This is a genomic window from Paracoccus ferrooxidans (assembly GCF_029909815.1).
GTDB classification, from domain to species: domain Bacteria; phylum Pseudomonadota; class Alphaproteobacteria; order Rhodobacterales; family Rhodobacteraceae; genus Paracoccus; species Paracoccus versutus.
Window position 1 is genome coordinate 14,908 of sequence record NZ_CP038202.1, and the last position, 26,973, is coordinate 41,880.

Here is a 26,973-nt window from a genome sequence, read left to right on the forward strand (position 1 = left end):
ACAGGAATGGGCGGCGCTTGACAGGCCTGCGGCCCAGGCGGCATTATCGTTGCAACTGCAATGATCTTGCAGGGAGGAGCCCGATGACCAGCCCTGCTCTGCCCGGCGGCATGATCCGCGCGACCGTCACCACCGGCACGCATCCGGGCTACATGCCCGGCTTTGGCAATGATTTCGAAACCGAGGCCCTGCCTGGCGCCCTGCCGCAGGGCCAGAACAGCCCGCAGAAATGCGCCTATGGGCTTTATGCCGAGCAGCTTTCCGGCACCGCCTTCACCGCGCCGCGCGGCCGGAATGAGCGGACCTGGTGCTATCGCATCCGCCCCTCGGTCCGGCATACCGGCGATTTCGCCGCGATCGACCTGCCCTATTGGAAGACGGCGCCGAATGTGCGCGACGACATCGTCAGCCTGGGGCAGTATCGCTGGGATCCGATCCCGGTCCCGGAGGAGGCGCTGACCTGGATCACCGGCATGCGCACCATGACCACCGCCGGCGACGTGAACATCCAGGTCGGCATGGCCAGCCATGTCTACCTGGTCACGCGTTCGATGCAGGACGAATATTTCTTCTCGGCCGACAGCGAATTGCTGGTGGTCCCGCAGGAGGGCCGGCTGCGCTTTTGCACCGAGCTGGGGGTGATCGACCTGGAGCCGCGGGAAATCGCCATCATCCCGCGCGGCCTGGTCCATCGCGTCGAAGTGCTGGAGGGCCCGTGCCGCGGCTTCGTCTGCGAGAATTACGGGCAGAAATTCGACCTGCCGAACCGCGGCCCCATCGGCGCCAATTGCCTGGCCAATCCGCGCGACTTCAAATGCCCGGTCGCGGCCTTCGAGGACCGCGAGGCGCGTTCCCGCGTGGTGATCAAGTGGTGCGGCCGGTTCCACGAGACCTGGATCGACCACAGCCCGCTGGACGTGGTGGCCTGGCATGGCAATTACTGCGCCTATAAATACGACCTGCGCACCTATTCGCCCGTCGGCGCGGTGCTGTTCGACCATCCCGACCCGTCGATCTTTACCGTGCTGACCGCGCCCTCGGGGCAGGAGGGGACGGCGAATATCGATTTCGTGCTGTTCCGCGAGCGCTGGCAGGTGGCCGAACACAGCTTCCGCCCGCCTTGGTATCACAAGAACATCATGTCCGAGCTGATGGGCAATATCTATGGCATCTACGACGCCAAGCCCCAGGGCTTCGCGCCGGGCGGCATCAGCCTGCACAATTGCATGCTGCCGCATGGGCCGGACCGCGGCGCCTTCGAGGGCGCCTCGAACGCCGCGCTGAAGCCCGAGAAGCTGGACAACACCATGTCCTTCATGTTCGAAACCCGCTTTCCCCAGCACCTGACCGAATTCGCCGCCCGCGAGGCGCCGATGCAGCGCGACTATGTCCAGGTCTGGCAGCAACTGGAGAAGAAATTCGACGGAACCCCCGGCGGCCAATAAGCGGGTAGCGGTGCGGTGCATCAATCCGCCCGCTCGCCCCCGCCGAACGGCTTGAGCGTCGGGGGCGAAGAAGGACGCGGGCAGCATTCCCCGCCTTTCCCGGCGCGGCGCCGGGATCAAGGCGGGCAGCCGCCAGCCAGAACCGGCGTGCCGGGCCGAAGGCGACGGCGCGCCGCCTGCCGCGCTCAGACCGCGGGCAGGCCCACCCCGCCGGCCGAGGCCGCGCTCAGCGCGACGAAGTTCAGCGCCTGCTGGCGGATGGCCGCCGCCAGTTCCTGGCGGGCCGAGAGCAGGCTGCGCTCGGCATCGAGGACCGGGAAGAAATCCGCCTCGCCCAGCTCATAGGAGCTGCGGGTCAGGTTCACCGTCTCGCGCGCATTCTCGACCAGCCGCGATTGCGCGGCGACGGCGCGGGCGTCGCGGTTATAGCCGGCCAGCGCGTTCTCGACCTCCTCGACCGCACCCAGCACCGCGGCCTGCCAGGCCAGCCGCGCCTGTTCCGCCCGCGCCTGCGCCGCGGAAAGCCGGGCCTGGTTCGCACCGCCCGAGAACAGCGGCAGCGAGATCTGCGGCCCGAAGCCCCAGGTCTTGCCATTCGTCGGCGTGATCGAGCCCGAAAGCGTCAGCCGCGGATAGAAGGCGGCCTGCGCCTCGCCGACATCGGCGGCGGCGGCGGCGAGGTTGCGCTCGGCCATGCGCACGTCGGGGCGGACGCGGACCACATCCGCCGGCACGCCGACGCTGGCGCTGTAGCGCGCGCGCGGCTGGCCACCGCCTTGGCGCAGTTGCGCCGCAAGCTCGGCGCTGCGCCCGGCGGTCAGCGTGGCCAGCCGGTTCACCGACTGGTCGAAGCCGACCTCGAGGCCCGGCAGCGCCGCCTCGGCCTGCGCCACCAGCTGCTCGGCCTGCAGGACTTCCAGCCGCGAGACGCTGCCGAAGGCGTCCTGGGTGCGGGTCATCTCCAGCGTGCGGCGGCGGCTTTCCAGGCTCTGCCGGGTCAGCGCCAGCGCCTCCTGGTAATAACGCGCGTCGACATAGGCCGAGGCGATGGCGCTGGCCACGGTCAGCCGCGCCACCTCGGCCGACAGATAGGCCGCGTCCAGCCGGGCCGAGGCGCCCTGCCGCGCCGCGCGGGTCGAGCCGAACAGGTCGACCAGCCAGGACACGCCCAGCGTGGCGGAGCTGGTCTCGACGATCCCGGTCTCGCTACGGCTGCGCGCGGCCGAGCCCTGCACATCCACCTGCGGCAGGTCGCTGGCGCCGATCAGCTGGGCGTTGGCCTGGGCCTCGCGGATGGTGGCGACGGCGGTCTGCACGTCCAGGTTGCGCCGCAGCCCGGTGGCGATCAGCGCGTCCAGCCGCTTGTCGCGGAACGCGGCCCACCAGGCATTCGCCCCGGCGCGGCGGGCGGGCGAATCGGCGGCGAACTCGGCCGCCAGCTCGGCGCGGGGCGCGGCATAGCGGACCGGGTTGCAGGCCGCCAGCGCCAGACTGGAGACGAGCCCGCCCAAGATGCCGCGGCGGGAGAAAGGCAAGGTCTGGGTCATCCGAAACTCTCTGTTGGGTGGCCCGGCTTGCGGGCGCGAAAGGAACGGGCAGGGACGGTTCTCAACCGCCCCTGCCATGGGCTGCGGCGCGACTCAAGCGGCCGTATCGCCGCGGATGGGCGCGGACTCGCGGCGGCCGGTCGCCCGGCTGAACAGGCCCAGCACGAAGACGAAGAACACCGGCACGAAAAACACCGCCAGCACCGTGGCCGCGACCATGCCGCCGATGACCCCGGTGCCGATGGCGTTCTGGCTGGCCGCCGACGGTCCGGTGGCGATGGCCAAGGGCACCACGCCCAGCGTGAAGGCCAACGAGGTCATCAGGATCGGCCGGAAGCGCAGCTTCGCCGCCGTCACCGCCGCCTCGATCAGGCTTTGGCCCTCGTCGCGCAGATCCTTGGCGAATTCGACGATCAGGATGGCGTTCTTGGCCGAAAGCCCGATGATCGCGATCAGCCCGACCTTGAAATAGATGTCGTTGGGCATGTCGCGCAGCATGACCGCGACGACGCAGCCCAGGACACCCAGGGGCACGACCAGCATCACCGACAGCGGGATCGACCAGCTTTCGTAAAGCCCGGACAGCAGCAGGAAGACGAACAGGATGCTCATGGCGTAAAGCAGCGTCGCCTGGCTGCCGGCCTGGATCTCCTCCAGCGACTGCCCGGTCCATTCGTAGCCGAAGCCCTGCGGCAGTTCGGCCGCCAGCCGCTCCATCTCGGCCATGGCGGCGCCGGAACTGTAGCCCGGCCCGGCGGCGCCGGCGATGCGGACCGCCGGATAGCCGTTATAGCCCACGACCTGCGACGGCCCCTGTTCCCACGCCACGCTGGCGAAGGACGAAAACGGCACCATCCCGCCATTGGCGTTGCGCACGGTCAGCGCCAGGATGTCCTCGGCCTGCATGCGCGAGTCCTCCTCGGCCTGCATGACCACGCGCTGCATCTTCCCGGCATTGGGGAAGTCGTTGATATAGGCCGAGCCGAGGTATTGCGAGATCGTCGCCGAGATGTCGGCGAAGGTCACGCCGAAGGCATTGGCCTTTTCGCGGTCGATGGTGACGAAGACCTGCGCGGCCGAGGGCAGCCCCTCGATCCGCAGCCCGGTGGCGATGCCGTTTTCCTGGGCCTGGGCAATGATCTGCTGGGCGGCGGCCAGCAGCGCCTCCTGCCCCTGCCCGCCGCGGTCCTGCAGGCGGAAGCTGAAGCCGCCGGTGGCGCCGAAGCCGGGGATCGGCGGCGGCGACAGCGCGAAGGCCTGCGCGTCCTGATAGCCGAACATCTGCATGTTCGCGGCATTGGCGATGTCCTGCGCCGATTGCTCGCGCTCGGCCCAGTCCTTGAAGGTGACGAACATCAGCCCCGCATTCGGCCCCTGCCCCGAAAAGCTGAAGCCGCGGATCGCCACGGTATTCTCGACCGCCTCGTTCTGCTGGAACATCTGCGTGGCCTGGGCCAGCACCTCGTCGGTGCGGTTGGAACTGGCCGTGGCCGGGGTCTGGATGTCGGCGATGATGAAGCCCTGGTCCTCGTTCGGCAGGAAGCTGGAGGGCAGGCGAAGGAAGCCCATGGCCGTCGCCCCGACCAGCACCAGGTAGAAAGCCATCATCACCAGCCGCCGCCGCGTGACCAGCCCGACCGCGCCGGTATAGCGGTCGGTCAGCCGGTCGAAATTGCGGTTGAACCAGCCGAAGAAGCCCTTCCTTTCGTGATGGCCGCTGATCGGCTTGAGGAAGGTCGCGCAAAGCGCCGGGGTCAGCGTCAGCGCCAGGAAGGCCGAGAACAGGATCGACACCACCATGGTCAGCGCGAACTGGCGATAGATGATGCCCGAAGAGCCGGGAAAGAAGGCCATCGGCACGAAGACCGCCGCCAGCACCAGCGTGATGCCGACGATGGCGCCCGAGATCTGGCCCATGGCCTTTTCGGTGGCCTCGCGCGGCGGCAGGCCCTCGGTCGCCATGATGCGTTCCACGTTCTCGATCACCACGATGGCGTCGTCGACCAGGATGCCGATGGCCAGCACCATGGCGAACATGGTCAGCACGTTGATCGAGAACCCCGCCGCCAGCATGACCGCCACCGTCCCCATCAGCGCGATGGGCACGACGATGGTCGGGATGATGGTATAGCGGAAATTCTGCAGGAACAGGAACATCACCACGAAGACCAGCGCCATGGCCTCGACCAGCGTATGCAGCACCTTCTCGATCGAAGCCTCGACGAAAGGGGTGGTGTCGTAGGGGATGGTATAGCTCACCCCCTCGGGGAAGAACTGCGACAGCTCCTCCATCTTCTGGTGCACCGCTTCCGAGGTGTTCAGCGCATTGCCGGTGGCCGACAGCTGGACACCCAGCGCCGCCGCCGGCTTGCCGTTGATGCGCGAGGCGAAGCTGTAGCTTTCCGCCCCCACTTCCAGCCGCGCCACGTCGCGAAGCAGCACGGTCGAGCCGTCGGGATTGGCGCGCAGCACGATCTTGCCGAACTCGTCCACGTCGTCGAGCTGACCCTTGATCAGCACGGTCGCGGTCAGCTGCTGGCCGATGGGGTTCGGGTCGGCGCCGACCTTGCCGGCCGCCACCTGCGCGTTCTGCGCCCGCACCGCCGCCACGATCTCGGCCGAGCTGAGGTTCAGCCCGGTCATCTTGACCGGATCGACCCAGATGCGCAGCGCGCGTTCCGGGGCAAAGACCTGCGCCCGGCCCACGCCCTCGATGCGGCGGATCTCGCCCACCACGTTGCGGTTCAGGTAGTCGCCCAGCGCGATGTCGTCCAGCGAGCCGTCGTCCGAGGTCAGCGCCACCATCATCAGGAAGCCCGTGCCCGCCTCTTCGATCAGCACGCCCTGGTCGACCACGCTTTGCGGCAAGAGCGGCTCGACCCGCGCCACGGCGTTCTGCACGTCGACCTGGGCGCGGGCGATGTCGGTGCCCGGCTCGAAGGTGGCGGTGATCGACATGGCCCCGGAACTGTCCGAGACCGATTCGTAATAGGCCAACCCCTCGACGCCGTTCAGCTCGTCCTCGATGGGCTGGGCGACCGCCTGGTTGATCTCGCCCGGCGCAGCGCCGGTATAGGCGGTCGAGATGGTGATCTGCGGCCAGGCCACCTGCGGATATTGCGCGACCGGCATCATCGGCAGCGCCAGAACGCCGGCGATGACGATGAAGATGGAAATCACCCAGGCCAGCACCGGCCGGTGAATGAAGAACCGTGCCATCGCCCTACTCCTGCGCGGGCGCTTCGGCGGCCGCGGCGGCGCCGGCCGGCACCCTGGGGGCCTCGACCGGCTGCGCCACCACCTTGGCGTCGGGGTAAAGCTTCTGCGCCCCCAGCACCACGACGCGGTCGCCCGGCTCCAGCCCGCGTTCCACCAGCCAGCGGTTGTCGGTGGTCTGGCCCAGGGTCACGTCGCGGCGCTCGACCGTCTCGTCATCCTTCAGCGCATAGACATAGGCCTGGCCCGACTGGTCGCGCTGCACCGCCATCTGCGGCACGGTCAGGGCGTTGTCGCGCATGGCCTGCTCGATCCGCACCCGGACGTAAAGGCCGGGCAGCAGCTCGCCCTCGGGGTTCGGGAACTCGGCGCGCAGGGTGATCTGCCCGGTCGAGCTGTCCACGCTCGCCTCGGAAAACAGCAGCTTGCCGGGATGGGCATATTCGCTGCCGTCGTCGAAGATCAGCCGCACCGCCGCCTCGTCGGCCGACATCATCGCCAGCTGCCCCGCCGCCAAGGCCCGGCGCAGCGCGAAAAGCTCCGAGGAGGACTGGGTGAAATCCACATAGACCGGGTCGAGTTGCTGGATCGTCGCCATGATGTCGGTCTGGGCGTTGACCAGCGCCCCCTCGGTCACCAGCGCGCGGCCGACCACGCCGGCGATGGGCGCCGTCACCTCGGTATAGGAACGGTTCAGCTGCGCCTCTTGCAGCGAGGCGCGGGCAATGGCGACATCCGCCTGGGCCTGGGCCAGCGCGGTGGCGGCATTGTCCAGGTCGACCCCCGCCGTCACCTTGCGCTCGCGCAGGGCACGGGCGCGCTTTTCCTGGTCGGCGGCGTTCAGCGCGGTGGCCTCGGCACGGGCCAGCGCGCCCTGGGCGCTGGTGACGCGCACGTCATAGGGCGCCGGGTCGATGCGATAAAGCACATCGCCCGCCTCGACCTTGCCGCCTTGTTCGAAGACGCGCTCGACGACGATGCCGCCGACGCGGGGCCGCACCTCGGCGATGCGGGTCGCGGCGACGCGGCCGGGCAGTTCGTTCACCACCGGCAGCGCCTCGGGCGTCATCACCTGCACGCTGACCTGGGGCGGCGGCAGTTGCTGCGCCGCCGCCGGGGCGGCCGCCGTCAGGCAGCAAAGCACAAGCCCGGCGCAAAGGCCGGGAGACAGTCTCATGGTCATGGTTCTTTCCTGGGAGGGCTGAATGGTTGGGGGGAGGGGTCAGTCTCCGGCTGTGCCGGGGTCGCTTTCCGCGACCGCCATCAATTCATCAAGGATCTCATCGCGGGTTTCCTGGTCGAAGCGGTGGAAGCCGAAATATTCCAGGAAGGCCATGCCGTGCAGCGTCAGCAGCGCCATCAGCATCCGGCGCCGGTCGGCCGCCTCGGCCGCGACCGCCTCGGCATCGCCGGCCAGCACCTCGCGCATGATCTCGCGGCATTCGGCATGCTCGCCCATGCTGGCGCTGATCAGCAGCGCCATGTCCAGTTCCTCGTCGGTCGGAACCCGGCGATATTCGTCGATCAGCGCGCGCAGCCGGGCATTGGGCTCGCCCTCGTGCCGGGCGCGCACCTCGGCGAATCGTGCCCGGTGCTGGGCCATCTTGTGGCGGATGAAGGCGGCCAGCAGCCCGGCCTTGCTTTCGCAGTCATAGACCACGCTGGACTTGCTGATCCCGGCCTCCCTGGCCACCGCGTCGATGCTGAGCCCGGCAATGCCCGAGCGCCGCGCCACCCGTTCGATGGCGCCCATCAACTCGTCGCGGTCGATCGTGCGCTTGCGTCCCATATCCACCACCAAGATTTCAATACGGTCGTTCGTTTATAATTCTGGCCCTCTCCTGTCAACCGCTTCTCCGCGTCGGATGCCGCAAGCCCTGCTTGACTCGCCGAGCCAGCCATAGGTATACCGACCTACCTACTCCGTGGAGGCGATGATGGAAGCTCCCCAGCCCCCAGCGCCGGAAAGCGCGCGCGAGCGGCTGCTCAAAGCGGCTGCCGTGCTGTTCTACAACAACGGCATCGGCGGGACCGGCATCGACGCCATCGTCGAGCGCGCGGGTGTGGCGAAGAAAAGCCTCTACAACAACTTTTCCTCCAAGGCCGACCTGGTGAACCAGTACCTGCAGGCGCGGCACGAGGAATGGCTGGGCCTCCATGAAGCTCGGGCGCGGGATGCCGAAACGCCCCGCGCGCGTGTGCTGGCGGTGTTCGACGCCTATCAGGACCATGCCGAGCATGAATACGAGCGCGGCTTTCGCGGCTGCGGGTTGCTGAACGCCGCCGCCGAACTGACCGCCGGCGACATCGGCCGCCAGGCCGTCCGCCGCCACAAGGAAGAGGTCGAAGCCCTGCTGGCCGCGCCCCTGGCCGAACTGCTGCCTGATGATCCCGACCGCGCCCGCCGGCTGGCGCAGCAGCTCTCCTTCCTGCTGGAAGGGGCCATCGCCCGCGCCGGGCTGGAAGGCACCAGCGCCCTGGTGCACGAGGCCCGCGCCATGGCCTCGGACATGCTGGAGGCGCTGTGAGCAGCCCGTCCAGGGATCACGGCATCGGCGTCGCCGCGGTCCTGTTCTCCTCGGTCGTCTGGGGCACCACCGGCACCGCCGCCACCTTCGCGCCCGAGGTCGGCCCGGCCGCCATCGGCGCGGCGGCGATGGGCGTCGGCGGGCTGCTGCAGGCGCTGCTGGCCGGCGGGCGCATCGCCCGCGCCCTGCCGGAACTGGCACGGCATTGGCGCAACCTGCTGCTGGGCGGGCTGGCGGTGGCGATCTATCCGCTGGCCTTCTACGCCTCGATGCGCCTGGCCGGGGTGACCATCGGCACGGTGGTGACCATCGGCTCGGCACCGCTGCTGTCGGCCCTGATCGAATGGCTTTTCGACGGCGCGCGGCTGTCGCGGCGTTGGCTGGCCGGGGCCTCGATCGGGCTTCTGGGCATGGTGCTGCTGTGCCTGGCCGAGGATGCGGGACACCAGGCCGGCGAGGGCGCGACCCTGCTCGGCATCGCGCTCGGCCTGGTCGGCGGGCTGACCTATGCGCTTTACTCCTGGACGGCGCGGCGGCTGATGCTGCGCGGCATCCACTCGCGCGTGGCGATGGGCGCGACCTTCGGCATCGGCGGGCTGCTGCTGATGCCGGTGCTGGTCGCGACCGGCGGGCCGTTCCTGGCCTCGTGGGGGAATGCCACGGTGGGCATCTACATGGCGCTGGTGCCGATGTTCCTGGGCTATGTCTGCTTCGGCATCGGCCTGGCGCGGATTTCCGCCAGCATGGCGACGACGATCACCCTGATCGAGCCGGTAGTGGCGGCGATGCTGGCCATCCTGGTGGTGGGCGAGCGCCTGCCGGCGCTTGGCTGGATCGGCGTGGTGCTGGTCGTCGCTTGCCTGGTGGTGATCACCGTGCCGGTCAGGCTGAAGATACGCCCGGTCCGCACCGTGCAGAAGGCATGAAAACCCGCCATGGCCAGGCTTGTAACCGGCACCGGACCCCCTGATGCCTCGCGGCTGTCCCATTGGCCGGGATCGCCCCCGCCCATCGCATCGGCCCTCGGCAGCGCCGTTCTGACACCGCCCGCCTGCCAAGCCGAGGCAGGAGCGCGCCCTGGTCGCACCTCCGTTGCCCCTGGAAAAGAGCTATCGCCAAGGTGATGCTGACCAAGCGCGGCGCCGGTTGACTTCGCATAGATGCCGAACGCGATGCGCGACCTGGCTCGAACCCGTGCGACCGCAATGCCAGTGCTGAACAAGGCGCGGAGGCACCTGCCGCGTTTTCCGCTGCGCCACGGACGCAGCCATCCCGAAAGAAAATGCTGGCTGGATACCTGATCGGCGCACCTAATGTCGCCGCGCTCCCCACAGCAAGCGGAACAGATCCTGCTCCAAGACTGCCAAGACCGAAATGCGGGTCGAGCATCTGCCAGGACGAATCAAGGAACTCCTCCCGAAGCCTGGCGCCGTTTATCCCAGGGGTACACCACGTCGCGACCATGGCGCTGTCGCCGAGGGCAGCGGGTTTCGACACTCCGATAATCCCCGGCGCCCGATTGCCTCTCTAGGATCGACACCGCCGAGTATTCGAATGGCACCGCCAGAGCGGGATCGGCAAGACCGGCAGAGGACGTGCTTAACCATTCTTTCCAACCTGCAAGCGACCAGCCCCTTCCGCTTGTAAGGTTCTGGTGCGGTCCTCCCCCCCCCGCAAGAACACCCGCGGATTCGCCTTCCAGTTCGACCCGCATCTCCGTCCGCGCACATGTGGATCCAACGAAATCAAGCTGCGCAGCGCGGCCATGGCTTCCACCTTAATGCCCAAGGGGAACAGAACGGTGACGAAGTTAGTGATCTGGACCGGCTCTGTTGCATAACTCAGGTGATGGGCGCGGTTACCCCCTCCCCGGACAGACTTATCCTACAGCTTCCGTGACCGGGATGCCGAGCGCGGTGTAGCCGTTCAGGACGGCGATGCGGATCTGGAACTCGGCGACCTGACGGTCGAAGTCCCTTGCCATGAGCCGCTGGCCCAGCAGTTTGACACAATGCATCTTCGTCTCGATGCGGCTCCGGCGGTGGTATCCACTCCATCGTCGCCACAGGGTGCGGCCGAGATACCTGGACGCCCGGAGGGCCTCGTTGCGCGCGACGGCTCCAGCGGTGATGGTCTTCCAGGTCTTCGCGTTCCTGCGCGGTGGGATGACGGCATGGGCTCCGCGATCTGCAATCGCATCGTGGCACTTGCGCGTGTCGTAGGCGCCATCTGCCGTGACGCTACCGATTTCCTGGTCCTCCGGGATCTGGTCGAGAAGGTCAGGTAGGATCGGCGCATCGCCGACGTTGCTCCCGGTGATCTCGACAGCCCGGATCTCTAGCGTTTCCTCGTCGATCCCAAGGTGGATCTTGCGCCAGACCCGCCGTTTGGGGCCACCATGCTTGCGAGCGTGCCACTCGCCTTCGCCCTCGACCTTGATTCCTGTGCTGTCGATCAGCAGGTGCAGCGGCCCTTTGGAGCCGCGATACGGGATGTTCACAGCCAAGGTCTTCTGGCGGCGGGACAGTGTGCTGAAGTCAGGCACCGTCCAGTCGAGGCCAACCAGACGCAGCAGGCTCTCGACGAACCCGGTCGTCTGCCGGAGCGCCATGCCGAATAGCACCTTCATCGTCAGGCAGCTCTGAATGGCAGTATCGCTGTAGGTCTGCTGGCGGCCACGCCTCCCCGTCGGCACGGCATCCCAGCTCATCTCGGGGTCGAACCAGATCGTCAGCGAGCCCCGGCGCTTGAGCGCTTCATTGTAGGCTGGCCAGTTTCTGGTCCTGTAGGTTGGCGGTGTGGGTCTGCTCATACATCACAGCTACCACCCTGGATTCACGATCTGAATCCCTGACGGGATTTGTGCAACAGAGCCGAGCCAGAGGCGGATCGACGTGATGTCGATGAAGCCCAGGAAGCTTTCGGCGGTCTTGTCGTAGCGGGTGGCGACGCGACGGGCATTCTTGAGCTTGTTGAAGCACCGCTCAACGAGATTGCGCAGGCGGTAGAGCCTGCGGTCAACGGCGACCCGTAGCTTCCGGGTTTTGCGCATGGGGATGACCGGCACCACGTCGCGCACCTCCATGGTCTTGCGGATGTTGTCGGAGTCGTAGCCGCGGTCTGCGAGCAGAACGCTTGGCTCGGGCAGGTTGTCAGCCATGACCAGATCGAAGCCGAGGTAGTCCGATGTCTGCCCGGCCGTGATCTCGGTTCTCATGGGCAGGCCTGCCGCATTGACCCGCAGATGGATCTTGGTCGTGAAGCCACCTCGCGAGCGGCCGAAACCTTGGCGCGGAGTCCCCCTTTTGCGCCCGCTGCCTGATGATGAGCGCGAACCACGGTGCTGTCGATCATCTGCAGCGCATCCGGCACGATCCGGCTCTCGTTCAGCGCCTCCAGGATCTGTTCCCACAGCCCCGCCAACGTCCAGCGCCGGAACTGCCGATAGACAGACGACCATTTGCCGAACTCTTCCGGCAGGTCGCGCCAGGGCGACCCCGTTCGGGCGATCCAGAAAATCCCATCCAGAACAAGCCGATGGTTCGTGGGCTTGCGGCCGTTCGGAGAACGGACAGCCAGGATGAAGCGTTCAAAGAACGCCCACTCGTCGTTCGACATCAGGTTTCGTGCCACGCTGGTCTCCATTGCAGATACCAGCTTGAATCACGATCACCGCGCCCGGTGAATCCCTTTTGTCAACACGCCCTAGACCTATATTGGAACGAAGGGCGCCCCACAGGGCGCCCTTGCTAGATTATCGGAATAGCGACAGAATCGTTTGCGGCGCCTGGTTGGCGATCGACAACGCCTGCACCCCAAGCTGCTGCTGGGTCTGCAGCGCCTGCAGACGGGCTGACGCTTCCTCCATATCGGCATCCACCAGCGCACCGATGCCGGCAGTCAGCGAATCGGCCAGCTTCGATACGAAATTCGATTGATCGTTGATCCGCTTGGCGGCCGTACCAAGTTCTGCTGCCCCTGTCTTCGCGATGTCGAGCAACGCCTCGATTTCACCAACCGCAGTTCGTGCCGTGGTGCTGTCCGTAATGGTCGTGATCGTAGCGCCTTCAATATCCGCCTCGAAGTCCACAGAATTGACCGTAATCGTCTGCGCAGTGGTTACAGCTGTACCCGCTGTCCGGTCCAAGGACGCCAAGACGCTGAAGGATGTCGCAGTACCGATCGGGTTGGTCTTGAGCAGATTGACCCCATTCATCTGGGTTCCGTCAATCGTCGAAATAATCTGGTTCCTTTTCTCCACGATCTGCTCGTTCACAGTCGCAAAATCGTTCGCATCACTGCCGGCACTGCTTGCCAGCCTTCTCATTTCATCAAGCAAATCACGGATATCTTCAGCACCGTCCCGCGCAGTCGTCACCACCGCCGCAGCAAGATTCAGGTTGCTCTGAAGCGTCTTGAAGACTGCTTGGTCGGATTCCATGACCTTCGAAATGGCCCAAACCGCAGCATTGTCCTGTGCGTTGGCGACCTTTTTTCCGGTCGAAATCTCATTCTGGGCTTTCGTCAGATTCGCATTGATCCCCTTCAGGGTTTGCAGCGCGACCATCGCGCCATTATTGGTCAGAATGCTGGACATCTTCAATCTCCATTCCTGGGTGGTTTACCCGTTTCTAGTGCAAGAGGCCTTCTGACCTACGGGACGGACCCGATGACTATGTCACGTCATTCGATCTATCCGCCCTTCCTGAATAAACTCCTGACCAGGCGACCCAGGCAATCAAAGACTACAGAAAAGTTTACTCAAAATCTTCTATCATGCGGTGAAGAAATAGGATTGCCGATCCTGCGGCCCTGGCGATCATAGGTGTTCAGGTGGTGACCTGCCCCCCGGTCGTCCCTCGTTCATAACGAGAGTCCTTGGGGTTGATATTGGTTGGTTTCGGGTGTGGCAAGCGCGCCGGGCGCGGAGCCCTCAGATTGCTCAAGCGCTCGGCGCGCGTCGGACGGGGTCTTGTTGCCCAGCGAGGAATGGGGCCTGACGTTGTTGTAGTCGTAGCGCCAGAGGGCCAGTTTGCGGCGGGCATCAGCCAGGCTGTCGAAGATTTCCTCGTTCAGGCATTCGTCGCGCAGGCTGCCGTTGAAGCTTTCGATGTAGCCATTCTGCTGCGGCTTGCCCGGGTCGATGTAGTGCCATTCGACGCCGTTCGCGTTGGCCCATTTCAGGATGGCCTTGCTGGTGAACTCGGTTCCGTTGTCGCTGACGATGCAAGCGGGCTTGCCGTAAATCCTGACCAGCGCATCCAGTTCCCGTGCCACCCGAGCCCCAGAGATGCTCGTGTCAGCGATCAACGCCAGGTTCTCGCGGCAGCAATCGTCGTTCACAGCCAGAATGCGGAACTTGCGGCAGGCCCCGAACGTGTCGGACAGGAAGTCTAACGACCACCGCTGGTTTGGCCTCAACGGCGCTGGTATTGGCGTCCGGCTACCTCGTGCCCTCTTGCGGCCACGCCTGCGGCGCACCGACAGGCCCTCTTCCCGGTAGATGCGATAGAGCTTCTTCTCGTTCATGATCATGCCCTTGCGCTCCAGCAGGATGCCCACGCGCCGGTAGCCGAACCGCCGGCGCTTCTCGGCAATCTTGTGCATCTCCTCACGGATTTCCGGGTTGTCGGGTGGCCTGTCACGCCGCACCGTCTTCGGATCGACACCGATCAGGACACAGGCCCGACGCTGAGAGATCGGATGATCCTTCATCGCCCGCAGCACCGCGTCCCGCCGTTGCACCGGTGTCGTCAGGGCTTTCCCAAGAGATCCTTCAGAACCACGTTGTCCAGCATGGCATCGGCCAGAAGGCGCTTCAGCTTCGCGTTCTCGTCCTCGAGCTGCTTCAGCCGCTTGGCGTCCGACAGGTCCATCCCGCCATACTTCGCCTTGAGCTTGTAGAACGTCGCGGGGCTCAACCCGTGCTTCCGGCAAAGCTCGGAAGTCGGCAAACCCGCCTCCTGCTCCTTGATCATCCCGATAATCTGCGCCTCGGTGAACCGGCTTTTCCTCATGTCGTCTGCTCCTTCTCAGGTTGGGCAGACTCTACATCACAGCGAGGGAACTTCCGGGGGGCAGGTCACGGATGCTGATATCACCGGGCGACAATCCGGCCGTAACGATTCTTGCCGAACGGCCAGAGACGTTCGATTTGTTGAGGAGAAACATAGATCTACTCTCAAAGGAGCTTCGTGACGCAGGGATTTCAGGCGCAGACATCTCATTTTCCGATGGTGAGGAGGGATGGAGCTCGCAAAACAATTTTTTGGCGGGAAAGTCTAATCCTCTGCCAGAATCGGCGCCGCAGCCATATCTGGAAACTACGGACTCGATTAAAACTACCGCAACCTTTGTGAACACCGGAATTGATATCAGGATCTAGGGGAAAGAGATGGTGACTATCAATACAACTTCTGCGGTTGGCGGAATTGATGCAAGAAGCCTCCAATCCTCAAAAGAATCCAGCGAAACCAGCTCCACGAACCAGTTCGAAATGTTCCTGAAGATGCTGACGACGCAGATCAAGAACCAGGATCCGCTTAATCCAATGGAGAACACGGAATTTGCCGTGCAGCTTGCGACATTTTCCGGGGTTGAGCAGCAGGTTCAGACCAACTTGCTTCTGACGCAGCTTCTGGGCAATATCGATGGAGGGGAGATCGGTCAGCTTTCGACCTGGATAGGCCGGGAGGTGAGAACGAATGCTCCTGTATGGTTCGACGGATCCTCCTTGATACTGGCGGCGGACAGAAGCGCGAAAGTGTTACGCTCGTTACGCTGAATGAACAGGGCAAAGAGGTGCTACGACAAGCCATAGGATCAATGTCTGGGGAGATTGAATGGCATGGTCGATATGCGGATGGCACTTCACTCCCTGCGGGATTTTACACCTTCCGCATCGAGGAAGAAAGCAGCAACGGCAGCGTGACCCTACGCGATGTCGAATCCTATAGTCGCGTGACCGGGATCGAATTAACCCAAAACGGCGCCGAACTGGTTCTGAAAGGCGGCGGATCTGCAAGAGTCGATCAGGTCAGCGGCCTGCGGGAATGATTTGCTTCGATCAGCTATCCGGTTTACAGAACACGGTTTCATCGCAAGGAGTCGCCCTGTCTCGCAGCAAAGGTCGGCGAAGTATCTGGACCACCCACGTTCCCGGAGACATGTTGCGCGATCGATATTCAGCGACTGCTAGGCGTTGAAACCCATGTCATGCGAGTTGAGCGAAAAATGCCACGGATACGAGGAAAATGACCTTTTACTCGCAATTCCAGCCGCCGGATTTGCAATGCAAAACGGCACGCCGGGCGGCGTGGGGACCAATTCGACCCGCATGGATTCTTCCGCTTCTTGTAACGTGAACCGGCAGTTTCACGGCGGCAAAGCCAGACCGGAGGCTGCTTTAAACTTACACGTTCTGACAGTTCGCCTTGGTATTGGAGGAGATTCTACGGAGGTAACGAAATTCTATAGCCGTCGGGGGAACGCAGTATTTCCATATTTGCCGTCGGACACGACAAAAGGCTTGCTTCACGATCGCCTTGATGGCGCCCGGCAAAGCAAACCGAAGTGCGGGCCTTCATCCGCACACAAGCCACGGCACGGTTTCGCCATATCGGCTATAGGACGACGGGCGCGCCGGCATCAAGGCACAGCAGCATCAGGTCTTGTCGCTGCCCCTGCCACGACAACGACCGCCTGACCGCCCGGCTACCTCGTCAGGACGGAGGGCGCGAACCCCGCTGGCGGGCTTGAGCCAGGCTCATCAGGCCGGCCGGGGCCCGCGTTCCAGGCAACTGCACGTCCGGGTCGCCTCGAAATGCCGGGGGGCGTGAGCCCGCGGAAGCGGCGGCAGGTCATGACACGCCCGGCCGCCAGCAACACCGCTAGCAGACTGCGGAGAAAGGGCCCTGACAGGGCGTCGTGACGGAATTCGTTCTGGATTCGGCGAAGATCGGCCTGAAAACCGGGAATTTCCGGCAGAATTGAGGCGGATTTCCCGGTTCCCGGCCCAAGCTCTCCTGTCGCACGGATTTTTTCAGCAGCCTGCTAGACAGCTGCTAATGTAAACAGCCGCTATTGGGGGCCTGCGTGCAAATGATGACGGATGCCGGGGCCGGCGGCCGCGCGGATGGCGCGCCTGGCCACCAGGGAAATGCCAAGGAAACCCGGCTCTATCCCCGCCTTACCAGCAAAACGGGCGGTCCGAGCGGCGGGCGACCGCGCGGGTCATGAATGCCGATACGCAGGTCACGGATGCAAAAATACTGGCAGGACCAGCAGCAGGATTGCCGCGGTCCCCGCCCCGGCCAGGGTCGTTCGCCACCAGCCGGAGGCATAGGTCAGCATCATCGCGACCGCGAAGGCCGCCACGGACAGGATGCCCAGCCAGGACGAAACCGCGACAGCGGGGTTTCCCCACCAGATCAGCGCGGGCCAGGCCGACAGGCCCAACAGCACCGCGCCGGTGATCCGTAGCAGCCAGACCAACCCTCGGCCGGGCTTGCGGCCGCGCAGCTGCTCGTGGTGCCGCGGCATCGCTAGGGCCAGCGCAAGGAACGCCAGGTAGCAAAGGACAAAGGACAGCCAGACCAGCATCCTACTCTCCCGGAACCTGGCTGGCCTGGACACGGGCGCGTGGCTTCGGTGCCTTCACCCGTCCGGGCCGGGCCCTCCAGGCGGCATGAGCGCAGGCAAGGCCGCACAGGATCGCCATCAGATCGACCGAGGCCAGCACCCAGTTCCCCTGCCCCATCGCCTGCAACAGGCTGGACGGGCCGGTCGCCGCGTTCAGCAGCGGCAGGGCCAGAAGCAGCAAGGCGGCAAGGCCAAGCTGCTCGCTCCAGGCTTTCGCGGGCGGGCGCAGGAAGGGCCAGATCGCCGCGGCGAGCCAGATCAGGAAGAAGGCGCGGATCTCCAGCAGCGCGCGTTCCGGCGCATCGGCCGGGATCAGCCGGTTGGCCCAGAAATAGCCCGCCGTGGCCAGCGTGAGCCCGGCGATGCCGCCGATGTTCAGCCGCTCGACCAGCCACAGCCCGCGGGGCTGGCGCTCGGTACGGGAATGCCTGGCGGCGCGTTTCGACACCCACAGCACCAGCCCGCTGCCCACCATGACGGTCCCGGCCAGGCCGGCGACGAAGAACAGCCAGCGCAGCGCAGTATCGGCAAAGCGGGCGCGATGCAGCGCGCCGAGCGCGTGGTTCACCTTTGCCGTGGCCGAGGCCTCCGGCCGGCCGGTCTGTTCGATCAGCGCCCCGCTCAGCCCGTCGAAGCGCATCCGCTCGACCCCGTTCGCGCCCGAGCCGCTCTGCACCGTCAGCACCGAATTGCGTTGCGGGACCAGGACGATCTCGGGCCGGGGGCCGTCGAGCTTTTCGATGCCGATCCGGCCGACCGACATGGCCCAGGCCGCCTCGGCCCGCGCCAGCAGCGGCGCCAGCGGGACCAGTTGCGGCAGCACCCGCTGCGGGGGTGGCGCGGCAACGGCGGATGCCTGCGGGGCCGGGCCGCGCGGCGCGGGGCGGTCCACCACCAAGGGCATCAGCGTCGCCGCGAACAGCACCAGCCCCGAAAAGGTGATCATGACATGATAGGGCAGCGCCAGCACCGCGGTCATGTTGTGGATGTCCAGCCAGGAGCGCTGGCCCTTGCCGGGGCGGAAGGTGAAGAACTCCTTGAAGATCTTCTTATGGGTGATGACGCCGCTGATGATGGCGACGAACATCGCCATGGTCGCGATGCCGACGATCCAGCGCGCGAAGCTGCGCGGCAGGCCGTAAAGCTCGAAATGAAAGCGGTAGAGGAACTCGCCCCCCGCCGTCGGGCGCGGCGAAAGCGTCGCGCCCGTGGCGGCGTCGATCACCATGGTCTCGCCGCCGCGCCGTCCCGCCTGCTCGCCCGGCTTGGCCCAGGACAGCGCCAGCACCGGGCTGCGCTCGTCTGGCAGGGTGATGTTCCAACTTGCCGCCTGCGGCGCGACCTCGGCCAGGCGGGCCAGGGCAAGTCCGGCCGGGTCGGCGCCCTGGACCGAGCCGTGCAGCTCGGGGCGCATCCAATAGGTCACCTCGCTGCGGAAATAGGCGATGGTGCCGGTCAGGAAGATCGCAAAGAGCAGCCAGCCCAGCAGCAGCCCGGTCCAAGTATGCAGCCAGGCCATCGACTGGCGAAAACCGTTCTTCATGCGCCACCCCCCGGCAGGGCCGCGACGACCAGCGCAAACAGCGCCGCGGCGCCCAGGATCCCCGCCCAGGCCCGTGCGGCGCTGCGGCAGGCGAAGGCCCAGACCGAGGCCGCGGCGAAGACGACGAAGGACAGCATCAGCGCCAGCTGCGTGGCGTCGCGCGGCGGCATCGGCACCAGCCTGGCAAAGGCCGGCACGAAGAGATTGGCGGCCAGGTAGCCGCCCAGGATGGCGGCAAGGCTGCGCGAGGCGACCGAGAGCCGCTGCCGGGAAACGGGCTCAGGCATGGCACCCCCGTCGGGACGGGGGCTGGCAACGGGCGAAGGGCTGGGCGTTGGCGGGCATGGATGGGGTCCGGGATACTGGGTGACGGGACGGGGCGGTCTCTGCCCCCAGAGGGACGGGGCAGAGACCGGGGACCGCGCGCGGCAGGGATACCGCGCCTTGCGGTCACGCCTTGGGCGCGATGCGGGTCAGGCGGTCGCCTTCGGGATCGTCCTTGCCGCGCGCCTTGTTGACCGAGAACACCGTGCCTTCCGGCGCGACGACCAGGTGGTTGGGGAAGGAGCCGCCATCCAGGTTGGCCTTGATCTCGCCCGTGGCGGCATCGAGGACCGTGATCGTGTCCGAGGCGCGGTTGGCCACGAACAGCCGCCCGCTTGCGGCGTCGAAGGCGACGTTCAGCGTGCCCGCGCCGACCGGCGTGTCGAACAGCACCGCGCCGCTTTCGCCGTCGATCGCGATCACGTTGTCGCTGCCCTGCGAGGCCACGAAGACCCGCCCGGTCGCCGGATCGAAATCCACGCCCGAGGGGGTCTTGGCGCCCGGCAGCGCCAGGATCTTCGCCTCGCCCGAGACCAGGTCGATGCGCGCCAGTTCCGGCGTGCGCAGCGAAACGGTGTAAAGCCGGCCGGCCTTTTCATCCAGCGCCAGGCTCATGGTGGCGAACTGCCCGCCGCGCTCTGCGGATTGCAGCTCGAACCCGTCGAGCTTTTCCAGCGTCTTGGTGTCGAAGGCCTCGATCCGGCTGCGATGGGTGCTGACATAGGCGCGGCCGCGCGCGGCGTCGATCACCACGTCGCGCGGCTTTTCGACCGAGCCCGCCTCGAACTGCCTGACCAGCGACAGGTCGTCCTGGGCATAGACCGCGACCGCGTCCTGGCGGGTGTTCGTGACCCATAGGGTGCCGTTCGCATCGTCCACGGCGATGCCGAAGGCGCCGAAATCGCCGGGATTGACCTCGGCCAGAACCTCCAGCGTGCCAGCGTCCAGCTTGGCGATGCTGGACGTGCCCTCGGGCGGCCGGCCCACGGCGGAGGCCACGAAAACCGTGCCGTTCTGCGCGCTATGGGCGACCTGGTAGACGCCGGGCCCCACCTTGGCCGAGCGGATCTCATAGCCCTCGGCCCCGGCAAGCGGCACCTGGGGCGAGACCTTCAGCTCGGCCACGCCGGCGGTGTCCGGGCCTTCGGTCTGGACGACGACCGGATGCAGGCCGACCGCCGCGTCCTGGGGCAGGTCGAAGGCAAAGCTGAAGCCGCCCTCGGCATCGGCCTGCATGTCCTGCGGCGACAGCAGCGTCTTGCCGCGTTGCAGGCTGACCTGCTGCTGCGGGGCAAAGCCCGAGCCGCTGACCTCGACCTTGCCGCCGGCATGGATCGCGCCGCGCTCGGGGCCCGAGAACATGACGCGGCCGGCGAAATCCGCGGGCGTGTCGAAAGCGGTTTCCGCGCTCAGCCCCGAGGCCGAGGCGAAAAACGCGGCCAGGGTCAGCGCCCGGCCTGCATTGCGAAGGGGAAAAGCCATGTCGGCTCCTGAAGTTGCAATTGGCATGATCCGGCCGCCGCTGCGGCGGCCGGAGGGGGTTCCGGTGGTTCAGAAGGTGCTGGTCAGGCCCATGTAGAACCGGCGGCCGTCGTTGTAGCCGGTATTGTCGAAGGTCTTGTCATCGACGTTGTAGATGGCCAGGCTGCCCATCACGTGGTCGTTGAAGTGATAGTCGGCGCCCAGGTCGACGATCGCATGCTCGCGGATATAACCGCTGCCGGTATCGGTGGTGGCGCTGCGATACTGGACGTTGCTCCACAAGGACAGCGCATCCGTGGCCTGCCAGTCGAGGCCAAGGTTCGCCACATGCAGCGGGCTGTTGTTGAAGGCGGTGCCGACGGCGTCGCCCTTGGTGATCTTGCTGTCGGCATAGGTATAGTTGAACGAGACATCGACGTTGCGCAGGGTGAAGTCCACCGTGGCCTCGACCCCGTTCAGCTCGGCGGCATCGCGGTTGACGTATTGGTTGATCCACTTGATCGGATCGGTCGGGCTGTTCATGCCGCAATCCGTCGGCAGGCCCGGAACCGGCGTGTCATGGGCGCAGATTTGCTCGGTGGTGATCTTGTTCTTGAACCGGGTGTGATAGGCGGTCAGCCCCAGCTGCACGCCGCCCGCCGTCTCCCAGATCGCGCCGATTTCATAGTTGGTGCTTTCCTCGGGCTTCAGGGCGGTGTTGCCCTGGTCGCGCGCCCGGCCGTCGCCGCCCGAGGGCTCGAAGATGTTGCTGTCGGCCTGTTTCAGCGTCGGCGTCTTGTAGCCGCCGCTGACCCCGCCCTTCAGCGTCAGCGAGGGGTTGGCGTGCCAGACCGCATAGACCCGCGGCGTGACCTGCGAGCCGTAGCGTTCGTTATGGTCGTAGCGCAGGCCCAGCGTCAGGGTCAGGTCGTCGCGCAGGTGGAAGTTGTCCTCGGCGAACAGCGCCCATTGCCAGCGGGTCATCTCGGGATCGACGCTGACCCGGTCGGGGTCGTGCCGGGTGGTCTCGTCCCGCCAGTCGGCGCCAAAGGTCAGGTCGTGGCGGCCCAGGCTCATGCTGGTCCGGGTGTTCAGGTTCAGCATCTCGTAGCCCGAGACGTTCGAGCCGTTCTCGAAATCGACATCCTCCAGCGTCAGGAAGCTGTCGGTGCGATAGTCGTCGCCCCAGGTGATCTCGTGCGACAGGCCGTAGTTCATGCGCTTGACCTTGACGCCGCCGGGCGTCCCGCCGCCCTGCGGGGTCGAGATGGTGTCCTGTGCGCTATAGACCGTCTCGAAATCCAGGTTCTGCGTCTCGTCGATCTTCCAGGTCAGGCGGGCGCCCAGCGACTTGCGCTCGATGTCCTGGGACTGGTAGCTGACGCTGCCGCCGCGGCCCGCGACGGCCATCTCGTCCTTGCTGCGGTCATGGCGCGAGCCGAACAGCGCCAGCCCCAGCCGGTCCTGGACCAGCGGCCCGCTGAGATAGAACCGCCCCTCATTGGCACCGCCGGCGCCGCTATGCTTGTAATGGCTGCTGCCCAGCGTCAGCGAGCCCGACCAGACATCCGAGATCGGCTTGGTGATGATATTGATCACCCCGCCCGAGGCGGCCGAGCCGTAAAGCGAGGACATCGGGCCGCGGATCACCTCGATGCGCTCGATGGCCGAAGGCGGCGGCAGGTAGGACATCGCCAGCCCCGAGCCGAAACCGTTGTAGGTCGCCTCCTGCGAGTTGCTGATGGGCTTGCCGTCGACCAGGGTCAGCACATAGCTCTCGCCCAGGCCGCGGATCGAGATGGTCTCGGCCCCGGACCGCCCCGAGGGCGCGCTGACGATCACGCCCGGCACGTTCTTCAGCACATCGGCCACGGTGGCATAGGGTTTCGAGTTGATCTCCTCGCCGTCGATCACCGTCACCGTCGCGGGCGCGTCCGGCAGGGCCTGGGCCTGGCCGGTCGCGGTCACGACCACGGTGTCGAGCTGCACCACCGCCTGCTCGTCCTCGGCCGTCGCCTGTGCCAGCGCCGGCGCGGCGGGCAGGGCCGCCGCCCCCGTCACCGCCAGCCACAACGGCAGCCGGCCCAGCATATCGGCCGTGGTATTCTTCAATCCTCTCATCGGTTCGGTCCCTCTTTCCTGTTCGGCGTTCGGCCTTGTTACGAGGGCTTCACGCACCAGGGCGGCGGACACTGAACCCGATCGCAGAGTTTTTTTGTCGGCTTTCTCGGCGCGACTGTATCGGAACTGCAACAACGGCCCGCCGGGCGCCGGCCAGAGGGGTGGACAGCCCGTCCCGCCGCGGCCTAATCTCGCCCCGGTCAGCCGATGCGCCGCGCGCATTTCGCCAGAACGCTCTTCCTGCCCCGATGCGGACCCCGATGCGGATGTTTGGCTGCTGCGATGTCTTCCTGCGACAGTGACAAGGTTGGCCGGCTTTACCGCGACGAGGGCGCGCGGCTGGAACGCCAGATCGCGCGGCGCATCGGCAATCGCAGCATCGCGCGGGATCTGGTGCATGACGTCTTCCTGCGCTTCTGGGAACGGGCGGGCGAGCTGCGCGGCAATCCCGCCGCCTTCGTGACCCGTTCAGCCCGCAATGTCGCCATCGACCACCTGCGCCGCGAAAAGGTGCGCTGCACCCATGCGGCCGGGGCCGAGGCCCCCTTGCCGGCGCAGGATCCGGCCTTCGACGCGCTTTCGGCGCAGCAATCGGGGGATGCGGTGCGCAGGGCCATCGCCGACCTGCCCGAGACCACCCGCCGGCTTTTCCTGATGAACCGCGCCCAGGGGCTGAGCTTCCAGGAAATCGCCGCGATCTGTGGCATGTCCGAACGGAACGTGGCAAAACACATGGCCAAGGCCGTGGCCCGCTGCGCGCAGGCCCTGGAAGATCTTCGCAACGAATGAGGGCCACCCCCTTGCTGCCACGACCCGATCCGCAGGAACGACTCCGGGCAGAGGCTGCGGATTGGGTGGTGCGGATCGTGGCCGATCCCGCGCTGGAACACGACCCGGCCTTTCGCCGCTGGCTCGGGGGCGGCAAGGACCGGGCACGCGCCTTTGCCGACGCGCGCCTGGCCTGGCAGATCGCCGGCGAGGTCGGCGGCACGGTCATGGCCGGCACGCAGCCCATCCGGCCGGCGGGCCAGCGTCCGTCAGGGACGGGCCGGGGCTGGTTCCGCCCCCTCGCCGCGGGACTCGCGCTTGGCGCCTGCGCCATGGCCGCGCTGTGGCTGGACCTGGCGCGGCCCGACCTGCGGCTGCGTCTGCTGGCCGATCACGTCGCCCGGCCCGGTCCCGCGCAGGATCTGGCGTTGCCGGACGGCAGCCGGACCCTGCTCGACGGCGGCTCGGCGCTGGACTATGCCGAGGACGGCGCCACCCGCCGCGTGACCCTGCGCTCCGGCGCCGCCTTCTTCGATGTCCAGCGGGACGGGCGCCCCTTCTCGGTCCGGCTGGGCGGGAACGAGGTGCGCGTGCATGGCAGCCGCTTCGAGGTGCGCGATTGCGGCGGCTGCATGCTGGTCACGCTGGAAGAGGGCCGCGTCGAGATCCTGGACCCGCAGGGGCAAAGCCTGGCGATGCTGGAACCGGGGCAGCAGGCCCGCATCCCCGCGCAGCCCGGCGCCCGCCCGCTGGTGCAGCGGGTCGACGTGCCCGACGCGCTGTCCTGGCGCGAGGGCCGCTTCACCTTCTACGACGCCAGCCTGCGCGAGGTGGCCGGTGTCCTGCAACGCCACGGCGCGGGCGCGATCCTTTTCGCCAGCGAGACGCTGGCCCGGCGGCCGATCACCGGCAGCATCAGCCTGGCCGACCCCAGGGGCGAACTCGAGGCGCTTGCCGAGGCCGTGGGTTTCCGCATCCTGCCCCTGCCCGGCGGCAGCCTGCTGATGTAGCCCTGCATTCCGGGCCGGGGCGCGCCGCCCTTGCCCGTTTCCGCCAGCCCTTCCGCCAGCGCCTGAAAAACGAAAACGCGGGTTCAGCGTGCCGCCTTCTCATGCGTCGAGCATGTGTCGGCCGGCATTCGGCCGGCCCCTCGCACGGAAGGAACGATGTCGCCGCTCTTGTCTCGATACGGGGTCTCGCTGCTCGGGCTGGCCGTCCTGCTGTCGCTGGGCTGCGCCGCCGCGCCCGCGCCGGCCGTCGCGGCGGCCGGGCAAGCCGCGGCGGCGGAATACGACTTCGACATTCCCGCGCAGCCGCTGGCGCGGACGCTCAACCGCATCGGGCAGGTCGCGGGCCTCTCCGTCCTGGTCGAGGGGGATGGCGCGGCCCTGGTCGCCCCGCCGCTTTCCGGGCGCATGACGCTGGACGCGGCCCTGCGCAGCGTGCTGCCCGCGGGGCGGGGCCGGCATCGCTTTACCGCGCAGGGCAGCCTGGTCGTCGAATTGCCGGCGCCGGCGGATGAGGCCGCGCCCACGGTCACGCTGAAGACCGTCGTGGTCACGGCGACCGGCTATCCCCAGCAGCTGGCCGATGCGCCCGCGACGATGACCGTGGTCGGGGCCGGGGATCTGGCCCGCCGCCCCGGCCCGACCCTGGCCGAGGCGCTGCGCGACGTGCCGGGCCTGTTCGTCGGCGCGCCGGGCCGCGACGGCGGCACCCCGATCACCCTGCGCGGCATGGGGCAGCCCTATGTGCTGTTCATGATCGACGGCAAGCCGCTCAGCGCCTCCGAGGAGGCCGCCTATAACGGGCGCGGCGTGGGCGCCAAGGCCGGCTTCCTGCCCCCCGTCCCCGCCATCGACCGGATCGAGGTGATCCGCGGCCCGATGTCGGCGCTTTACGGATCGGCGGCCTCGGGCGGCGTCGTCAACGTCATCACCCGGCCGGTGCCCGACGCCTGGACGGGCAGGCTGGACCTTGGCCTGACGCATGACCTTGGCCCCGGCGGGGCGAACGAGGCGCGCTTCATGCTGGGCGGGCCGCTGGTCCGCGACCGGCTGGGGGTGATGCTCTACGGCTCGCGCCATCGCCAGGACGGGGCCGTCGCGCCTTCGTCCTCCGGGCGGCGGGCCAACCTGGGCGGCAGGCTGGGCTGGACCCCGGCGCCGGACCAGTCGCTGGAACTGGACCTGTGGGGCAGCCGCCTGCGGCTGGACGAGGGCGGGCCCGCAGCCCCGGCCCCGACCGTGATCCGCGACCGGGGCACCAGCCTGACCCACCGCCTGCGCCGCGGCGACGAGGCCGAGACGGTTTCCTTCCTATTCCGCGAGACCACGGATTTCGATGCCGGCAATCGCAGCGGGCACGAGGCGCTGACCTTCGGCACCCGCTCGACCCAGCCCTGGGGGCGGCATCACCTGACCTTCGGGTTCGAGCATCGCCGCGAGCACACCCGGCACGACCCCGGCCGCCTGCCCGATTCCGCCGTCACCGATCCCGGCCGCTGGCACCAGGCGCTTTACGCCGAGGGCAGGCTGGCGCTGTCGCCCGACCTGACCCTGACGCTGGGCCTGCGCCACGACCGCAACCAGAGATACGGCGCGCAGCTGACGCCCAGGGCCTATGCGGTCTGGCGCCCCCTGCCCGGCCTGACCATCAAGGGCGGGTTCGGCAGCGGCTACCGGGTGCCGGCGCTGAAACAGGCCGACGACGGGGTGTGGGAGCCGTCGGGCGGCGACGGCCGCTCGCGCGACCGCGGCCACAGCGCCCTGAAGCCCGAGCGGAGCAGCAATTACGAACTGGGCCTGGTGTGGGAGGGGCAAACCGGCCTCCAGTTCGGGGCGACCGCCTTCTACACGCGGTTTCGCGACCGCATCGGCCGGGTGGACCTGTGCCGCACGCCCGCGGGTCAGGCCCCGGCCTGCGTGCTGAACGGCGCGCATTACGTGGCGGTCACGCAATACCGCAACCAGGACGAAGCCCGGCTGCGCGGGGTCGAGCTGACGCTGGACATCCCGCTGGGGGATGCGACGGTGTCGGCGAATTACACCTGGTCGGATTCCCGCATCGCCAGCGGCCGCAACGCCGGGCAGCCGTTTCACAACCTGCCCCGGCACATTCTTAACCTGGCGCTGGACTGGCAGCCGGACGAGGCGCTGAACCTCTGGGCCCGCGCCCGCTATCGCAGCACCTCGCAGGCGCTTGGCCGCACCGCCGGGCTGCGGGCGCATCTGGTCGTCGATCTGGGGCTGGACTACCGCCTGCGCGAAGGCGTGACCGGCGCCATCGGCCTTTACAACGTCGCCAACGTGGTGCCGGACGAAAGCATGGTGGAGGGGCGGCGGCTCTACCTGGGCCTCAGCAACTCCTTCTAGGGGGCA

22 protein-coding genes are annotated in these 26,973 nt (G+C 67.0%); 9 read left to right on the forward strand and 13 right to left on the reverse strand.

Annotated elements, in window-relative coordinates; all coding sequences use genetic code 11:
* The first annotated feature begins 83 nt into the window (after nt 1-83).
* Nucleotides 84-1,445, forward strand: a complete 1,362-nt coding sequence (gene hmgA / locus E3U26_RS17105; protein ID WP_499106944.1) for a cupin domain-containing protein — start codon at nt 84-86, stop codon at nt 1,443-1,445.
* 185 nt (nt 1,446-1,630) lie between these two features.
* Here the strand turns inward: hmgA and E3U26_RS17110 are convergent, their stop codons facing one another.
* The 4 genes from E3U26_RS17110 to E3U26_RS17125 form a co-directional block, all read right to left on the reverse strand.
* Nucleotides 1,631-2,992, reverse strand: a complete 1,362-nt coding sequence (locus E3U26_RS17110; protein WP_036754864.1) for an efflux transporter outer membrane subunit — start codon at nt 2,990-2,992, stop codon at nt 1,631-1,633.
* Between the two features lie 93 nt (nt 2,993-3,085).
* Entirely contained in the window at nt 3,086-6,211 is a 3,126-nt protein-coding gene (locus tag E3U26_RS17115) for an efflux RND transporter permease subunit (protein WP_499106945.1), read from the reverse strand.
* Nucleotides 6,212-6,215: 4 nt separating this feature from the next.
* Complete coding sequence (locus E3U26_RS17120) at nt 6,216-7,391, reverse strand: efflux RND transporter periplasmic adaptor subunit (RefSeq protein ID WP_499106946.1); 1,176 nt, start codon at nt 7,389-7,391, stop codon at nt 6,216-6,218.
* Between the two features lie 39 nt (nt 7,392-7,430).
* Nucleotides 7,431-7,997: a TetR/AcrR family transcriptional regulator gene (locus E3U26_RS17125; RefSeq protein ID WP_036754860.1), complete on the reverse strand. Its 567-nt coding sequence runs from the start codon at nt 7,995-7,997 to the stop codon at nt 7,431-7,433.
* 148 nt (nt 7,998-8,145) lie between these two features.
* Here E3U26_RS17125 and E3U26_RS17130 point away from each other — a divergent pair, with 148 nt between their 5' ends.
* Together E3U26_RS17130 and E3U26_RS17135 are read left to right on the forward strand one after the other, a co-directional pair.
* Nucleotides 8,146-8,736 carry a TetR/AcrR family transcriptional regulator gene (locus E3U26_RS17130; RefSeq protein ID WP_499106947.1) on the forward strand — a complete coding sequence of 197 codons (591 nt, stop codon included), beginning with the start codon at nt 8,146-8,148 and terminating at the stop codon, nt 8,734-8,736.
* Nucleotides 8,733-9,662 (forward strand): DMT family transporter, encoded by a 930-nt coding sequence (locus tag E3U26_RS17135; protein WP_499106949.1) that lies wholly within the window; start codon nt 8,733-8,735, stop codon nt 9,660-9,662. The genes E3U26_RS17130 and E3U26_RS17135 overlap by 4 nt, the downstream gene beginning before the upstream one ends.
* 953 nt (nt 9,663-10,615) lie before the next feature.
* Here the strand turns inward: E3U26_RS17135 and E3U26_RS17140 are convergent.
* The 4 genes from E3U26_RS17140 to E3U26_RS17155 form a co-directional block, all read right to left on the reverse strand.
* Nucleotides 10,616-11,548 carry an IS5 family transposase gene (locus E3U26_RS17140; RefSeq protein WP_179921185.1) on the reverse strand — a complete coding sequence of 311 codons (933 nt, stop codon included), beginning with the start codon at nt 11,546-11,548 and terminating at the stop codon, nt 10,616-10,618.
* A 9-nt stretch (nt 11,549-11,557) separates the two neighbouring features.
* A protein-coding gene (locus tag E3U26_RS17145) for an IS5-like element ISPme2 family transposase (RefSeq protein ID WP_499106950.1) occupies nt 11,558-12,381 on the reverse strand; the annotation gives its coding sequence in 2 pieces (ribosomal slippage) (nt 11,558-12,045 and nt 12,045-12,381; 825 coding nt in all).
* 109 nt (nt 12,382-12,490) lie between these two features.
* Entirely contained in the window at nt 12,491-13,333 is an 843-nt protein-coding gene (locus tag E3U26_RS17150) for a flagellin N-terminal helical domain-containing protein (RefSeq protein WP_036754856.1), read from the reverse strand.
* Nucleotides 13,334-13,599: 266 nt separating this feature from the next.
* Nucleotides 13,600-14,753 (reverse strand): IS3-like element ISPfe1 family transposase gene (locus E3U26_RS17155; protein ID WP_114537220.1). Its coding sequence is split into 2 segments (ribosomal slippage): nt 13,600-14,507 and nt 14,507-14,753, totalling 1,155 coding nucleotides; the frame shifts between segments, so codons are not numbered across the junction.
* 71 nt (nt 14,754-14,824) lie between these two features.
* On the opposite strand from E3U26_RS17155, the gene fliK reads away from it, so the two are divergent.
* The 3 genes from fliK to E3U26_RS17170 are packed head-to-tail and all read left to right on the forward strand — an operon-like array spanning nt 14,825 to nt 15,792.
* Nucleotides 14,825-15,121 carry a flagellar hook-length control protein FliK gene (gene fliK / locus E3U26_RS17160; protein WP_499106951.1) on the forward strand — a complete coding sequence of 99 codons (297 nt, stop codon included), beginning with the start codon at nt 14,825-14,827 and terminating at the stop codon, nt 15,119-15,121.
* 9 nt (nt 15,122-15,130) lie between these two features.
* Entirely contained in the window at nt 15,131-15,520 is a 390-nt protein-coding gene (locus tag E3U26_RS17165) for a flagellar hook capping FlgD N-terminal domain-containing protein (RefSeq protein ID WP_499106952.1), read from the forward strand.
* Nucleotides 15,451-15,792: a FlgD immunoglobulin-like domain containing protein gene (locus E3U26_RS17170; protein WP_499106953.1), complete on the forward strand. Its 342-nt coding sequence runs from the start codon at nt 15,451-15,453 to the stop codon at nt 15,790-15,792. The genes E3U26_RS17165 and E3U26_RS17170 overlap by 70 nt, the downstream gene beginning before the upstream one ends.
* A 1,197-nt stretch (nt 15,793-16,989) precedes the next feature.
* On the opposite strand, the gene E3U26_RS17175 is transcribed toward E3U26_RS17170, so the two are convergent.
* The 5 genes from E3U26_RS17175 to E3U26_RS17195 all read right to left on the reverse strand — a co-directional run bounded on the left by E3U26_RS17175 (nt 16,990) and on the right by E3U26_RS17195 (nt 22,825).
* Nucleotides 16,990-17,337: a DUF3325 domain-containing protein gene (locus tag E3U26_RS17175; RefSeq protein WP_499106955.1), complete on the reverse strand. Its 348-nt coding sequence runs from the start codon at nt 17,335-17,337 to the stop codon at nt 16,990-16,992.
* A gap of 1 nt (nt 17,338) precedes the next feature.
* Nucleotides 17,339-18,919, reverse strand: a complete 1,581-nt coding sequence (locus E3U26_RS17180; RefSeq protein ID WP_499106957.1) for a PepSY-associated TM helix domain-containing protein — start codon at nt 18,917-18,919, stop codon at nt 17,339-17,341.
* A complete protein-coding gene (locus E3U26_RS17185; RefSeq protein ID WP_499106959.1) occupies nt 18,916-19,206 on the reverse strand; it encodes a DUF3649 domain-containing protein in 291 nt (96 codons plus the stop codon). The genes E3U26_RS17180 and E3U26_RS17185 overlap by 4 nt, the downstream gene beginning before the upstream one ends.
* A 163-nt stretch (nt 19,207-19,369) precedes the next feature.
* Nucleotides 19,370-20,725, reverse strand: a complete 1,356-nt coding sequence (locus tag E3U26_RS17190) for a Vgb family protein (RefSeq protein ID WP_499106960.1) — start codon at nt 20,723-20,725, stop codon at nt 19,370-19,372.
* Between the two features lie 69 nt (nt 20,726-20,794).
* Nucleotides 20,795-22,825 (reverse strand): TonB-dependent receptor, encoded by a 2,031-nt coding sequence (locus E3U26_RS17195; protein WP_499106962.1) that lies wholly within the window; start codon nt 22,823-22,825, stop codon nt 20,795-20,797.
* A gap of 282 nt (nt 22,826-23,107) precedes the next feature.
* Between E3U26_RS17195 and E3U26_RS17200 the strand changes: the two genes are divergently transcribed.
* The 3 genes from E3U26_RS17200 to E3U26_RS17210 all read left to right on the forward strand — a co-directional run bounded on the left by E3U26_RS17200 (nt 23,108) and on the right by E3U26_RS17210 (nt 26,967).
* Nucleotides 23,108-23,614 carry an RNA polymerase sigma factor gene (locus tag E3U26_RS17200; protein WP_036754846.1) on the forward strand — a complete coding sequence of 169 codons (507 nt, stop codon included), beginning with the start codon at nt 23,108-23,110 and terminating at the stop codon, nt 23,612-23,614.
* Nucleotides 23,615-23,625: 11 nt separating this feature from the next.
* Nucleotides 23,626-24,603, forward strand: a complete 978-nt coding sequence (locus E3U26_RS17205; RefSeq protein ID WP_499106963.1) for a FecR family protein — start codon at nt 23,626-23,628, stop codon at nt 24,601-24,603.
* Nucleotides 24,604-24,759: 156 nt separating this feature from the next.
* Nucleotides 24,760-26,967, forward strand: a complete 2,208-nt coding sequence (locus E3U26_RS17210) for a TonB-dependent receptor domain-containing protein (protein WP_499106964.1) — start codon at nt 24,760-24,762, stop codon at nt 26,965-26,967.
* The last annotated feature ends 6 nt before the right edge of the window (nt 26,968-26,973 follow it).

Coding starts and splice junctions, on each gene's coding strand:
- E3U26_RS17150 (WP_036754856.1), bottom strand. CDS start 13,333: ATGTCCAGCATTCTGACCAATAATGGCGCGATGGTCGCGCTGCAAACC.
- E3U26_RS17140 (WP_179921185.1), bottom strand. CDS start 11,548: ATGAGCAGACCCACACCGCCAACCTACAGGACCAGAAACTGGCCAGCC.
- E3U26_RS17125 (WP_036754860.1), bottom strand. CDS start 7,997: ATGGGACGCAAGCGCACGATCGACCGCGACGAGTTGATGGGCGCCATC.
- E3U26_RS17200 (WP_036754846.1), top strand. CDS start 23,108: ATGTCTTCCTGCGACAGTGACAAGGTTGGCCGGCTTTACCGCGACGAG.
- E3U26_RS17130 (WP_499106947.1), top strand. CDS start 8,146: ATGGAAGCTCCCCAGCCCCCAGCGCCGGAAAGCGCGCGCGAGCGGCTG.
- E3U26_RS17170 (WP_499106953.1), top strand. CDS start 15,451: ATGGTTCGACGGATCCTCCTTGATACTGGCGGCGGACAGAAGCGCGAA.
- E3U26_RS17175 (WP_499106955.1), bottom strand. CDS start 17,337: ATGCTGGTCTGGCTGTCCTTTGTCCTTTGCTACCTGGCGTTCCTTGCG.
- E3U26_RS17165 (WP_499106952.1), top strand. CDS start 15,131: ATGGTGACTATCAATACAACTTCTGCGGTTGGCGGAATTGATGCAAGA.
- E3U26_RS17185 (WP_499106959.1), bottom strand. CDS start 19,206: ATGCCTGAGCCCGTTTCCCGGCAGCGGCTCTCGGTCGCCTCGCGCAGC.
- E3U26_RS17190 (WP_499106960.1), bottom strand. CDS start 20,725: ATGGCTTTTCCCCTTCGCAATGCAGGCCGGGCGCTGACCCTGGCCGCG.
- hmgA (WP_499106944.1), top strand. CDS start 84: ATGACCAGCCCTGCTCTGCCCGGCGGCATGATCCGCGCGACCGTCACC.
- E3U26_RS17110 (WP_036754864.1), bottom strand. CDS start 2,992: ATGACCCAGACCTTGCCTTTCTCCCGCCGCGGCATCTTGGGCGGGCTC.
- E3U26_RS17120 (WP_499106946.1), bottom strand. CDS start 7,391: ATGACCATGAGACTGTCTCCCGGCCTTTGCGCCGGGCTTGTGCTTTGC.
- E3U26_RS17195 (WP_499106962.1), bottom strand. CDS start 22,825: ATGAGAGGATTGAAGAATACCACGGCCGATATGCTGGGCCGGCTGCCG.
- fliK (WP_499106951.1), top strand. CDS start 14,825: ATGCTGATATCACCGGGCGACAATCCGGCCGTAACGATTCTTGCCGAA.
- E3U26_RS17180 (WP_499106957.1), bottom strand. CDS start 18,919: ATGAAGAACGGTTTTCGCCAGTCGATGGCCTGGCTGCATACTTGGACC.
- E3U26_RS17210 (WP_499106964.1), top strand. CDS start 24,760: ATGTCGCCGCTCTTGTCTCGATACGGGGTCTCGCTGCTCGGGCTGGCC.
- E3U26_RS17115 (WP_499106945.1), bottom strand. CDS start 6,211: ATGGCACGGTTCTTCATTCACCGGCCGGTGCTGGCCTGGGTGATTTCC.